The sequence below is a fragment of the Streptomyces sp. NPDC050546 genome, assembly GCF_044457425.1.
Lineage (GTDB): Bacteria > Actinomycetota > Actinomycetes > Streptomycetales > Streptomycetaceae > Streptomyces.
Map to the genome: position 1 here is coordinate 95313 of NZ_JBITGX010000014.1, position 12110 is coordinate 107422.

At 71.7% G+C, this 12110-nt stretch carries 12 protein-coding genes; 6 read left to right on the plus strand and 6 right to left on the minus strand.

Going from position 1 to position 12110, the window contains the following annotated elements; all coding sequences use genetic code 11:
• The first annotated feature begins 48 nt into the window (after positions 1-48).
• The 4 genes from ACIBK5_RS30965 to ACIBK5_RS30980 all read left to right on the plus strand — a co-directional run bounded on the left by ACIBK5_RS30965 (position 49) and on the right by ACIBK5_RS30980 (position 4455).
• Complete coding sequence (locus tag ACIBK5_RS30965; RefSeq protein ID WP_399024623.1) at positions 49-1341, plus strand: activator-dependent family glycosyltransferase; 1293 nt, start codon at positions 49-51, stop codon at positions 1339-1341.
• Positions 1342-1418: 77 nt separating this feature from the next.
• Positions 1419-2045: a dTDP-4-dehydrorhamnose 3,5-epimerase family protein gene (locus tag ACIBK5_RS30970; RefSeq protein ID WP_399024625.1), complete on the plus strand. Its 627-nt coding sequence runs from the start codon at positions 1419-1421 to the stop codon at positions 2043-2045.
• Entirely contained in the window at positions 2012-3016 is a 1005-nt protein-coding gene (locus ACIBK5_RS30975; RefSeq protein ID WP_399024627.1) for an NAD-dependent epimerase/dehydratase family protein, read from the plus strand. The genes ACIBK5_RS30970 and ACIBK5_RS30975 overlap by 34 nt, the downstream gene beginning before the upstream one ends.
• A complete protein-coding gene (locus ACIBK5_RS30980) occupies positions 3013-4455 on the plus strand; it encodes an NDP-hexose 2,3-dehydratase family protein (RefSeq protein ID WP_399024629.1) in 1443 nt (480 codons plus the stop codon). The genes ACIBK5_RS30975 and ACIBK5_RS30980 overlap by 4 nt, the downstream gene beginning before the upstream one ends.
• Positions 4456-4535: 80 nt before the next feature.
• Here ACIBK5_RS30980 and ACIBK5_RS30985 read toward each other — a convergent pair whose 3' ends face one another.
• The 3 genes from ACIBK5_RS30985 to ACIBK5_RS30995 are packed head-to-tail and all read right to left on the minus strand — an operon-like array spanning position 4536 to position 7185.
• Entirely contained in the window at positions 4536-5645 is a 1110-nt protein-coding gene (locus ACIBK5_RS30985; RefSeq protein WP_399024630.1) for a DegT/DnrJ/EryC1/StrS family aminotransferase, read from the minus strand.
• On the minus strand, positions 5642-6370 hold the full coding sequence (locus ACIBK5_RS30990; protein WP_399024632.1) for a class I SAM-dependent methyltransferase: 729 nt from the start codon (positions 6368-6370) through the stop codon (positions 5642-5644). The genes ACIBK5_RS30985 and ACIBK5_RS30990 overlap by 4 nt, the downstream gene beginning before the upstream one ends.
• A 14-nt stretch (positions 6371-6384) precedes the next feature.
• Complete coding sequence (locus tag ACIBK5_RS30995) at positions 6385-7185, minus strand: cyclase family protein (RefSeq protein WP_399024634.1); 801 nt, start codon at positions 7183-7185, stop codon at positions 6385-6387.
• Between the two features lie 153 nt (positions 7186-7338).
• Here ACIBK5_RS30995 and ACIBK5_RS31000 point away from each other — a divergent pair, with 153 nt between their 5' ends.
• Entirely contained in the window at positions 7339-7746 is a 408-nt protein-coding gene (locus ACIBK5_RS31000) for a nuclear transport factor 2 family protein (protein WP_399024636.1), read from the plus strand.
• Between the two features lie 55 nt (positions 7747-7801).
• Entirely contained in the window at positions 7802-8533 is a 732-nt protein-coding gene (locus ACIBK5_RS31005) for an SDR family NAD(P)-dependent oxidoreductase (protein WP_399024906.1), read from the plus strand.
• Between the two features lie 101 nt (positions 8534-8634).
• Here the strand turns inward: ACIBK5_RS31005 and ACIBK5_RS31010 are convergent, their stop codons facing one another.
• The 3 genes from ACIBK5_RS31010 to rfbH are packed head-to-tail and all read right to left on the minus strand — an operon-like array spanning position 8635 to position 12105.
• Positions 8635-9993 carry a nuclear transport factor 2 family protein gene (locus ACIBK5_RS31010; RefSeq protein WP_399024638.1) on the minus strand — a complete coding sequence of 453 codons (1359 nt, stop codon included), beginning with the start codon at positions 9991-9993 and terminating at the stop codon, positions 8635-8637.
• 8 nt (positions 9994-10001) lie between these two features.
• On the minus strand, positions 10002-10787 hold the full coding sequence (locus ACIBK5_RS31015; protein ID WP_399024641.1) for an SDR family NAD(P)-dependent oxidoreductase: 786 nt from the start codon (positions 10785-10787) through the stop codon (positions 10002-10004).
• A 16-nt stretch (positions 10788-10803) separates the two neighbouring features.
• On the minus strand, positions 10804-12105 hold the full coding sequence (rfbH, locus tag ACIBK5_RS31020) for a lipopolysaccharide biosynthesis protein RfbH (RefSeq protein ID WP_399024643.1): 1302 nt from the start codon (positions 12103-12105) through the stop codon (positions 10804-10806).
• Between the last annotated feature and the right edge of the window lie 5 nt (positions 12106-12110).

Consider the following 12110-nt stretch of genomic DNA (forward strand, 5'->3'; position numbering starts at 1 on the left):
AGGGTGGAGGCCCATCGCAAAGGGTCGTTCGCCGGAACAGGGGTTGGGATGCGGGTACTCTTCACCACCTTCGCCGCCAAGTCGCACATGCATGCCCAGGTGACACTCGCCTGGGCCCTGAAGGCAGCGGGCCACGACGTCAGGATCGCCAGTCATCCCGATCTCGCCGACGAGATCACCAAGACGGGGCTGACCGCCGTCGGTGTCGGGGAGGAACTGCATCTCGACGAGCAGATGCAGGAGACCCAGGAGAACATCGGCCAGGACGTCGACCAGCTGGAGAGCCAGGCGCAGGTCGGTCTCGACATGAGCGAGACCCGGCCGGAGCGGCTCACGCCGGACTACACACTCGGTGTGTTCACGGCCATGACCTCGGTCGTCTTCCAGAACTGCTGCTCGGACCAGATGGTCGACGAGCTGGTGGAGCACTGCCGCTCCTGGAAGCCGGACCTGGTCCTGTGGGACACCATGACCTTCGCCGGCGCGATCGCCGCCATGGCCACCGGGACGGCGCACGGCCGGCTGCTGTTCGGGCTCGACCTGGCGGGCCTGATGCGCGAGACCTTCCTCGGGCAGCTGGCCGCGCGCCCGCCGGAGCTGCGGGACGACCCGCTGCGCGAGTGGCTCACCTGGAGCCTGGAGCGGCACGGCGCCTCCTTCGAGGAGGCCGCGGTGACGGGCGACTTCACCGTCTGCCCGCTGCCGGCGTCCATGCGGCTCCCGGTGGACCTGCACTACGTGCCGATGCGGTACGTGCCGTACAACGGCCAGTCCACGGTGCCGCAGTGGCTCCAGGAGCCGCCGAAGAAGGGCCGCCGGGTGTGCATCACCCTCGGTGTGGCGCACCGCGAGGTGCTCGGCGCCGACCGGGCCTCCATCGGGGACCTGCTGGAGGCCGTCGCGGGGCTCGACGACGTCGAGGTCGTCGCCACGCTCAACGAGAAGCAGCTCACGGACTTCGACACCCTGCCGGACAACGTCCGGGCCGTGGACTTCGTCCCGCTCGACGCGCTGCTGCCCACCTGCGACGCGGTGATCCACCACGGCGGGTCCGGCAGCTTCGGCACCGCGATGATCCACGCCGTGCCCCAGCTCATCGTCGTCGACGGGGTCTGGGACACCATCAACAAGTCCCGCTACCTGGAAGAGCGCCAGGCCGGGCTCTACGTGCCGGGCAAGCTCAGCGCGAAGGGGCTGCGCGAGCTGCTCGTCCGCCTGCTCGAGGAGCCGGTCTTCAAGCGCAACGCCGAGGCCCTGCGGCGTGAGGCGCTCGCCGCGCCCGCCCCCGCGCAGGTCGTCCCCACGCTGGAGCGCCTGGCCGTCGAGCACCGCCGCCGGTGACCGGCACGCCGCACCCGCACACGCCCGGGCCGCCGGCCCTGCCGTACCCGACTATCTCCCGGACGGTGAACCAAGCGATGCAGATCCGTAAGCTCAAGGTCGAGGGGGCGTACGAGTTCACCCCCCGTCAGTTCCGCGACCACCGCGGGCTGTTCGTCTCGCCCTTCCAGCTCGACGCGTTCCAGCAGGCCCTGGGGCGGCCGCACTTCCCGGTGGCGCAGACCAACCACAGCCTCTCCCGGCGCGGCACGATCCGCGGCATCCACTTCACCGTCACGCCGCCCGGCACCGCGAAGTACGTGTACTGCGCGCGCGGCCGGGCCCTGGACGTCGTGGTCGACCTGCGGGTCGGCTCGCCCACGTTCCGGCAGTGGGACGCGGTCGAGATGGACCAGGTCCACTTCCGCGCCTCGTACTTCCCGGTCGGCGTCGGCCACGCCTTCGTCGCGCTCGAGGACGACACCGTCATGTCGTATCTGCTGACGGGCCCGTACGTGGCCGAGAACGAGCTGGCCGTCGACGTCTTCGACAAGGACCTGGGCGTGCGGCTCCCCTCCGGCCTGGACACGGTGCAGTCGGAGCGGGACGCCGCCGCGCTGTCCTTCGCCTCGGCCCGGGCCCAGGGCCTGCTGCCCGACTACGCCGAGTCCCAGGCGGTCGAGGAGGCCCTGTGGCAGCCCTCCGGCATCGGCGCGACGCGCTGAGCCCGGCGATGTCCACCACCACACAGGGCGGGCCGTCCGCCGGGACCGTGGCCGTGCTGGGTGCCACCGGCTGCGTCGGCCGCAGCCTCTGCGACGAACTGCTGCGGACCGGGCACCAGGTGCTCGCGGTGGCCCGGCACCCGGCCCCGCACACCCGTGCGGACGCCTTCGTCCCCCTCGATGTCGCCGCCGCCGCGCCGGAGGAGATCGCGGCGCTCCTCGACCGGCACGGCGTCACCGCCGTCGTCAACGCCACCGGCGGCTGGGGCACCACCGTCGAGGAGATGCGCAGCGCCCACATCGACCTGGTGGAACGCCTGGTCGAGGGGTGCGCCGCGACCTCCCGGCGGCTGCGGATCGTCCAGATGGGGTCGATCCACGAGTACGGCCCCGTGCCCGACGGGGTCCGCATCGACGAACAGCGCGAGCCCGGCCCGCTGACCCCGTACGGGCTGACCAAGCGCACCGGCTCCGAGCATCTGCTCGACCGGACCCGGGCGGGCCTGGTGGACGGGGTGGTGCTGCGCGCGGTCAACGTCTGCGGACCGCACACCCCGACGGCCAGCTTCCTCGGTGCCGTCGTGGCCCGGCTGCGCGCCCTCGGCCCCGGCGAGGTGATCGGCCTCGACGTCGCCGACGCCCGGCGGGACTTCGTCGACGTACGGGACCTGGCCCGGGCGGCCGTCGCCGCGGTGCACGCGCCCGTCACCGGCCTGGTCGTGAACATCGGGCGCGGCGAGGCGGTGCCGATGCGCGACCTGGTCGACGCCCTGTTCGACGCGGCCGGCGTGGACGCCGCGTCGGTGAAGCTCAACTCCGCCGAGGTCGCCAGCAAGGGCGGCGGCTGGACCTGCGCGGACATCCGGTTCGCCGCCCAGGTGCTCGGCTGGCGGCCCACGATCGAACTCGGCGACTCCGTCCGGGCGATGTGGGAAGCGGCAGCGGGCACCACCTCCCTGGAGGTCTCATGAGCGACACCCCTGCCCCCTCGTCCGCGGCGACGCGAGATCCCGTCGAGCGGCGGATCGACGATTCGGCCCGGCTGCGGACCGGCCCTCTCGGCGATCTCTCCGACTTCACGGACTGGTTCGCCGACTACGGCCGGCGGGCCTACACCCATGTCGACCGGGTCCCCCTGGAGGCCCTGGAGGGCTGGGAGACCGACCCGGGCACCGGCGATCTGCGCCACCACACGGGCCGGTTCTTCACCGTGCACGGGCTGGAGGTCAGCAACCCGGGCGCTCCGGTGGCGCGGTGGACCCAGCCGATCATCAACCAGCCCGAGATCGGCATCCTCGGCATTCTCACCGCCCCGATCGACGGGGTCCTGCACTGCCTGATGCAGGCGAAGGTCGAGCCGGGCAACGCCGAGGGGCTCCAGCTCTCCCCGACCGTCCAGGCGACCCGGAGCAACTACACCCGGGTCCACCAGGGGCGCGCGGTGCCGTATCTGGAGCACTTCATGGACATCCACAGCCGTCCCGGAGTGCTCGCCGACGTTCGGCAGTCCGAGCAGGGGTCCTGGTTCTACCGCAAGCGCAACCGCAACGTGGTCGTCGAGCTGCCCGAGCCGGTGGAGGCCATCGACGGCTACCGCTGGATGACGCTCGGCCAGATCCATGAGCTGCTGGGGCGCCGGGACACGGTCAACATGGATGCCCGGACCGTGCTGTCGTGCCTGCCGTTCACCGGGCCGGGCGTCGACGAGCCGGACGGGGACGACTTCCGCTCGGCACTGCTGCGCTCGGGCGATCCCGGGGCGGTGACTGTGCACAGCGCGTCGGAGGTCCTCGGCTGGATCACCGACCGGCGCACCAGCAGCGACATCGCGGTCCGCCGGGTCGCGCTCGGCGAACTGCGCGACTGGAGCCGCACCGGCGACCGCATCCGGCACGACGCGGGTGCCTTCTTCGACGTCATCGGGGTGCGGGTCGACGCCGGCGGCCGTGAGGTCCACCGGTGGAGCCAGCCGATGATCGAACCGGTGGGGCAGGGCGTCATCGCCTTCCTCGTCCGGCGGTTCGAGGGGGTGCTGCACGTCCTCGTGCACGCGCGCGTGGAGCCGGGCTTCGCGGACGTGGTGGAGCTGGGTCCCACCGTGCAGTGCGTCGCGGAGAGCCATGCGCAGCTGCTCGGCCAGGCCGCGCCGCCCTTCCTCGACGAGGTGCTGGGGGCTCCCGAGGAGCGCGTCCGGTTCGACACGGTGCTCTCCGAGGAGGGCGGCCGCTTCTTCCACGCGCTCAACCGCTACCTGATCGTGGAGACCGACCAGGACGTGTCCCGCGACCATCCCGACCACCGCTGGATGACGCTGCACCAGCTGTCGGACCTGCTGCGGCACAGCCACTACGTCAACGTCCAGGCCCGCAGCCTGATCGCCTGCCTGCACAGCCTGTACCACGCGGGCTGACGGCGAGGGCTTTGAAACGCCGTGTCCCGGTGAGGCGGACTGCCTCACCGGGACACGGCGTTTCGTACGGGGGCACGGCGTCACAGGCCGGCGATCACCTCGCGCAGCGCCTCGATCACCTTCTCCTGGACGTGCCGCGGCAGCGAGGGGTACATCGGCAGCGAGAAGATGTCCTTCGCCAGCCGCTCGGTCACCGGCAGATCGCCCTCGTGGTAGCCGAGGTGCGCGAAGCCGGACATCGTGTGCACCGGCCAGGGGTAGCTGATGTTCAGCTCGATGTCGTACGCCTTGAGCCGCTCGATGATCCGGTCCCGCTCCGGGTGGCGGACCACGTGGACGTAGTGGACGTGATCATTGCCCACCGCGTTCTCGGGAAGGACGAGGCCGGTGTCCCCCAGCCCCTCCGCATAGCGTCGCGCCACCCGCCGCCGCCCCTCGACGTAGGTGTCGAGGCGCCGTAGCTTGCGGCGGAGGATCTCGGCCTGGACCTCGTCGAGGCGGCTGTTGTGCCCGGGAGTCTGGACAACGTAGTACCGGTCCTCCATGCCGTAGTAGCGCAGCCGGCGCAGCTCCGCGTCCGTGCCGGCGTCGTGGGTGACGACAGCGCCGCCGTCGCCGTACGCCCCGAGGACCTTCGTCGGGTAGAAGGAGAAGGCCGCGGCGTCGCCCATGGTCCCGGCGAGCCGGCCGTGGTGGCGGGCGCCGTGGGCCTGGGCGCAGTCCTCCAGGACCTTCAGGCCGTGGCGCTGGGCGAAGGCGGTCACCGCGGCCATGTCGACGCACTGCCCGTACAGGTGCACCGGCACGATCGCCGTGGTCCGCTCGGTGCGCGCCTCCTCCAGCAGGTCGGTGCGCATGAGGTAGTCCTCCTCGCGCACGTCGACGAAGACCGGCCGGGCTCCCACGGCGTCGATGGCCAGGACCGTGGGGGCCGCCGTGTTGGACACCGTGATGACGTCGTCGCCCGGCTTCACGCCGAGCGCCTGGAGGCCGAGGACGATGGCGTTGGTGCCGTTGTCGACGCCGACGCAGTGCGGCTGCCCGTGGTAGGCGGCGAACTCCTGCTCGAAGCCGGAGACGCTTTGCCCGAGGACGAGCTGACCGGACTGGAACACCGTGTCGACGGCGTCGAGGAGTTCCTCGCGCTCCTCGGCGTACTCCCGCAGATAGTCCCAGACATAGGTGGTCATCGCCCGGACACCTCCCGCTCCTTGACTCCGGTGAAGAGGCCGCGGCCGGTCGGCGGGCCCGGCTGGTACGTGACGGAGCAGCCGGCGTCCTTGAACGCCTGCTCGTACTCCTCACGCGTGAAGAGGGTCAGTACGTCGATCTCGGTGAAGGTCCGGATGCCCGACGGCTCGCCGACGAGGAACCGGACCTCCATCCGGGTCGCGCGGCCCTGGAGGGTGGAGTGGGAGATCCGGGCGACGGTCCGCTCGCCCTCGCGGGCCAGGTCCCCGGCGACGAACCCCTCCTTGAACTGCTCGGGGAACCACCAGGGTTCGATGACCAGCGCGCCTCCGGGTTCGAGGTGACGGGCCATCGAGGCCACGGCCGAGCGCATCTCCTCGACGCTGCCCAGATAGCCGATGGCGCAGAACATGCAGGTGACGACGGAGTAGCGGCGGCCGAGGTCGAAGTCGCGCATGTCGCCCTCGTGGATGGTCAGGCCGGGCCACCGCTCCAGCGCCAGATCACGCATCGGCGCCGCGATCTCCAGGCCCTCCGCCGTGGCGAAGAGCTTGCTGAAGGGGCCGAGATGGGCGGCGGTGCCACAGGCCACGTCGAGCAGCGTGTCGGCGCCCGGGGCGTGCCGGCGTGCCACGGCCGCGATGTCCTCGGCCTCCGCCGCCCAGTCCTTGCCCCGGCTGCGGTACACCGTCTCGTAGACCTCGGCGAGGTCGGTGCTGTACATGGATACTCCTCGGGTCAGGGACTGGTCAGGGGGTCCTGGTCGTCGACGAGGGCGACCGCGCGCGCCCAGCCGGCCCCGGCGCCTGCGACCTTCACCGGGAAGCAGGCCACCTGGAAGCCGTACGGCGCGGGCAGCTCCTCCAGGCCCGCGAGCCGCTCGATCTGGCAGTACTCCCGGTGGCGTCCGGCGACATGGGCCGGCCAGAGCACGGCGGGGTCCCCGGTGCGCCGGTACTCGGCGATGATCGTGGTGAACGGCGCGTCCAGGCTGAACGCGTCGGTGCCGACCACCCGGATGCCCGCGTCGAGCAGGAAGGCGATGGCGCTCGCGTCGAGACCGACGAAGTCGGTGAAGTACCGGCTGGTGCCGGACCACGCGGAGGCCCCGGTGTTGAGGAGCACGATGTCGGACGGGGCGAGCGTGCAGCCGATCCGGTCGAGTTCCTTGCGCAGGTCCGCCGCGTCGACCACGCCGGCCTCGCGGCCCCGGACGTCCAGGACGACTCCGGGGGCGAGGAACCACTCCAGCGGCATCGCGTCGATGTGCCGGGGCACGCCGGTGCCGTACGTCGTCCGGGAGCCGTAGTGCGAGGGCGCGTCGACGTGCGTGCCGGTGTGGGTGGTCAGACTCAGCCGGTCCAGCGAGAGGAACTCGCCGTCGGGCAGGTCGTCGGGGTCGAACTCGATGTCGAAGTGGCGCCGCATCTCGTCGCGCATGTGCAGCGCGCCCTCGCGTGGGGACATCACCTCGTGGACCACGGGGTCCGGTTCGAACGAGCCGGCGTCCACCGGCGAGGACAGGTCAATGATGCGCACGGTCACCTCCTGGACGACCCGGCCAGCCTGGCCGCAGCCGCTCGGAAGGCATTGGAAGACCGCTCGACGACCGCGCGGCGCTCTCGAGCGGGATTCGACAGACGTGCGACAGGGGTGCGTCAGGGTCGGAGGACCGTCGTAGGGAGGCCGTTCATGAACAGCACGGACATCGAGCAGTTCTACGCCCGCCACATGCAGCTGCTCGACGGGGGCGAGGCGGAGGCGTGGGCCGGCACCTTCACAGCCGACGCCACCTTCCAGGCCCCTTCGATGACGGAGCCCGTCCGGGGCCGGGACGGCATCGCCGCCGGTGCGCGGGCGGCGGTCGAGGGGCGGGCCGCGGCCGGGGAGACGCACCGCCACTGGGTGACCATGACGACCGCCCGGAGCACCGGCGAAGGGACCGAGACCGTCTCGTACGTGCAGATCCTCGCGACCCCGCGGGGCGGCGCACCGCGCCTGGAGCTGTCCTGTGTGATGCGCGACCGGCTGGTCCGGCGGGACGGTGAACTGCTCGTGGCCGAGCGGCACATCACCCGGGACGACCGGCCGGCGCTCTGACCTCGACCCGGCTTCGAGCCCTCGCCCGTAGCGTCCCGGCATGACTCCTAGGACTGTGATCATCACTGGTGGAGGCACCGGAATCGGCCGTGCGACGGCCCGCCGCTTCGCCTCGCGGGGCGACCGTGTCCTGGTCGTGGGCCGCACCGCCGCCGCCCTCGACGAGACGGCCGAGGGCCATGAAGGCATCCGCACCCTGGTCGCGGACATCACCGAGCCGGGGGCCGGCGAAACGGTGGTGGAGGCCGCGCTGCGGGCGTTCGGGCGGGTGGACGTGCTGGTCAACAACGCCGGGACGGGCTCGTTCGCGCCACTCGCCAAACTCGACCGGGCCGCGACCGAGCAGCAGGTCGCCGTCAACCTGATCGCCCCGGCCTTCGTGGCACAGGCCGCCCTGGACGCCCTGGAGGCGACCGGCGGCACCATCGTCAACGTCAGCTCGGCCGGCTCGCTGGGCATCCAGGGGTTCCCCGACAACTCGGTCTACTGGGGTACGAAGGCGGCGCTGAACCACTTCACCCGCACCTGGGCCGTCGAGCTGGCGCCGCGCGGTATCCGCGTGGTGTCGGTCGCCCCGGGCGTGACCGACACCGGCATCGGCGAGCGCGTCGGCATGTCCGCCGAGCAGTACCAGGGGTTCCTGGGACAGCTCGCCGAACGGATCCCGCTCGGGCGCGTCGCCAGTCCCGAGGACGTGGCCTGGTGGATCACCACGCTGGCCGACCCCGAGGGCCGCTACATGACGGGCGCGGTCGTCCCGGTCGACGGCGGCCTCTCCCTCACCTGACCCCGACCGCCCGGGCCCCCGGGCCCCCGGGCCGCGCAACGCCTTCGGGCCGCACCGTTCGCCGGTGCGGCCCGAAGGTGTGTGACGGTCGGCGCGGGCGCTCAGACGCCGTCGTGCTCGACCTTGCGGTGACGCACCAGCCAGCCGTCGCCGTGCGGCACCAGTTCGTCCTCGCACACCGCGCTCAGGTGCAGCCGGGCCGGTCCCCCGGGCGGGGTGGCCAGGACCTGGGCGTAGCAGCGGGTGCTCAGGGAGCCGTCGGGCCCGGGCACGACGGTGAGCATGGAGAACACGTGCCGTCGCTGCTCCGGTGTGTCCGCCGTCCGCTCCAGGTTGCGGCGTACGGCGGCGGCTACGGCGTCCCGGCCGCGCAGGGGCTCGGGGACGATGTTCTGCGCGAAGACGCCGTCCTCGGTGAACGTCCGCGCCCACTCCTCGGCCCGCCGCTCGTCGAGGAGCCGCATCTGCCGGGCGTAGAACTGCTGCACGGCGACATAGGTATCGGCGGGGACCGGCCCGGTGCCGCGCAGCCGCTCGGCGTGGTCGGCCGCGCACCGCAGTGTGGTGAGGCTGTTGCGGCCGAGGGCGTCCCGGATCATGGTGCGGGCGGCGGCCACGTCCGCCGTCGGACCGAGGACGGTGGTCACGGCGTCCGGCGCGATCCGCACGGTGTGCCGGGAGGTGACGGTGCAGCCCTTGTCGTCCTCCTCGAAGATCCACTCACCGGTGTGGGCCGCCATCAGCGCGGGTGTCTGGATCTGCTTGTAGACGATCCGCTCGGCCGGGAAGCAGACGCGCACCGAACGGGTGGTGTGGGTCGCGCCGTCGGCGGTACGCGTGTCCATCTCCAGGAGCTGCTCGTTCGGGGTGTCCTCGGTGAGGACGACCCGGGCGACGTGCGGCAGCCGCTCCGTCCAGCGGTCGGCCGCGCGGATGAACTCGTACGCGTCCTTCGCCGAGCCGTCGACGCGCACACTGTCGTCGAACGTGAAGGTGAGCTCCGGGTCCGCGTCCTCCACACCCCGGCGCAGGGCCTCCAGTTCGGACGCGGTGTTGGTGTCGATGGCCCGGCGGATCCACTCGACGTGCTCGGGGTCGTCGTCGACGGCGGTGAACGCGTGGGTGAACCGCACCCGGGTGCCCTGATCGCCGAGGGGCTCAAGCAGCCACTCGCCGCTCATGCTCTTCACCGGCGTCCGCGACTCCTCCTGCCGGAACGTCACCCGTAACCCGGCCCGGTCCAGTTCACGGCGCGAGGTCCAGCTCTTGACCTCGTCGTTGGCCGTCGCCCAGATCCTCAGCCGCTCCTGCCGGTCGTCGCCCTCCAGGCGCTCGACGTGCACGCTCGGCGGGAAGTGCACGGGCCAGCGGTGGGCCTCGGCGATCAGGTCGAACACGGCCCCGGCCGGGGCCCGCACCTCGATCTCGTGGACGGTGGTGTGCGTGGTCTCGTCCGACATGGCTCTCCTCAGTAGTTTCCCAGCCCGCCGCAGACGTTGATCGCCTGCGCGGTGACGGACGAGGCCGCGTCGGTCAGCAGATAGCCGACCATGCCCGCCACCTCGTCGGGCGTGGTGTAGCGGCCGAGCGGGATCTTGGCCTGGAACCGGTCGAGCACCTCCTCCTCGGTGGTCTCCCAGGCGGCGGCGTAGCCCTGCCGGACCCGTACCGCCATGGGCGTCTCCACATAGCCGGGGCACACCGCGTTGACGGTGATCCCGGACTTGGCCAGTTCCAGCCCGAGGGCCTTGGTGAAGCCGACGACGCCGTGCTTGGAGGCGGAGTAGGGGGCGCCCAGCACCACGCCCTGCTTGCCGCCGGTGGAGGCGATGCTGACGACCCGGCCCCAGCTCCCCTCCCGCATCCGGCCGGTGGTCAGGGCGGCGCGGGTGACGCGGAAGACGCTGTCCAGGTTGGTGGCCATCACGTCGTCCCACAGCTCGTCGGCGATGGCGTGCGTCGGGCCGCCGCCGCTGCGGCCGGCGTTGTTGACGAGCACCTCGACGGGCCCGTAGCGCTCGACCGCGGCGGACATCAGCGCCTCGATCTGCGCCACCTCCCGTACGTCGCATGCGGCGCCGTCCACGTCGTGGCCCTCGGCGCGCAGCTCCTTGACCGTGAGCGCGACCCGGTCGGCGTCCCGGGCGCAGAGGAACACGCGGTGGCCGACGGCGGCCAGGGAGCGGGTGACGGCGAGGCCGATCCCGCTGGTGGCGCCGGTGACGACGGCGACCCGGCTGGTGGGTGTGGCCATGGTGGACATCGTCGGATCAGCCCTTTCGCGTGCAGAACTCGGTGATGGACTCGACGACGTAGTCGAGCATTTCCTTGGTGAGCCCCGGATAGACGCCGATCCAGAAGGTGTCCTCCGTGACGGTGTCGCAGTTGACCAGCTCGTCCACGATCCGGTAGCGCACGTCCTGGTAGGCGGGATGGCGGGTGATGTTCCCGCCGAACAGCCGGCGGGTGCCGATCCTGCGGCCCTCCAGGAAGTCGACGAGGTCCCTGCGGGTGAAGCCCGCGTCGGGCAGCACGGTCAGTGCGAAGCCGAACCAGCTGGGGTCGCTGCCCGGGGTGGCCCGCGGCAGCAGCAGTCCGGGCACGTCGGCCAGGCCGTCGCGCAGCCGCTGCCAGTTGTGCCGGCGGGCCGCGCCGAAGTCGTCGACCTTCTTCAACTGGCTCAGGGCCAGGGCGCCTTGGAGGTCGGTGGCCTTCAGGTTGTAGCCGACGTGGGAGAAGATGTACTTGTGGTCGTAGCCGGCCGGGAGGGTGCCCATCTGGTAGTCGAACCGCTTCAGGCAGGTGTTGTCGGTGCCCGGTTCGCACCAGCAGTCCCGGCCCCAGTCGCGCATCGACTCGACGATCCGGGCCAGTTCCAGACTCGCGGTGAGGACGCAGCCGCCCTCGCCGGCGGTGATGTGGTGGGCGGGGTAGAAGCTCACCGTCGACAGATCGCCGAAGGTGCCGGTGAGCCGGCCCCCGTAAGTGGAGCCGACGGCGTCGCAGTTGTCCTCGACGAAGAACAGGTCGTGCTTGCGGGCCAGTTCCGCGACCTCGGCGACGGGGAACGGGTTGCCCAGGGCGTGCGCGATCATGATGAGCCTGGTGCGCGGGGAGATCGCCGCCTCGATCTGGGCCAGGGAGGCGTTGTAGGTGCCCAGTTCCACGTCCACGAAGACCGGTGTCAGACCGTTCTGGACGAGCGGGTTGATGGTCGTGGGGAACCCGGCGCCGACCGTGATGGCCTCGTCGCCGGGGCGCAGCCGCAGCTCCTTCAGCTTCGGCGAGGTGAGCGCGCTGACCGCCAGCAGGTTGGCCGACGAGCCCGAGTTCACCATGTGGGCCTTGCGCAGCCGGAAGTAGCGCGCGAACTCGCTCTCGAACTTCCGGGTGCGCACCCCGGCGGCGATCCGCATCTCCAGGGCCGCCTCGACGAGCGCGCCCCGGTCCTCCTCGTCGAGGACCGCGCCCGAGGACAGGATCGGAGTGACCCCGGGTTCGAACCCGCGCGGTTCCTGTTCCTTGTGGTATTTGCGCGCCAGTTCCAGCACCAGCGCCTTGGTGTCCGTCACGTCTG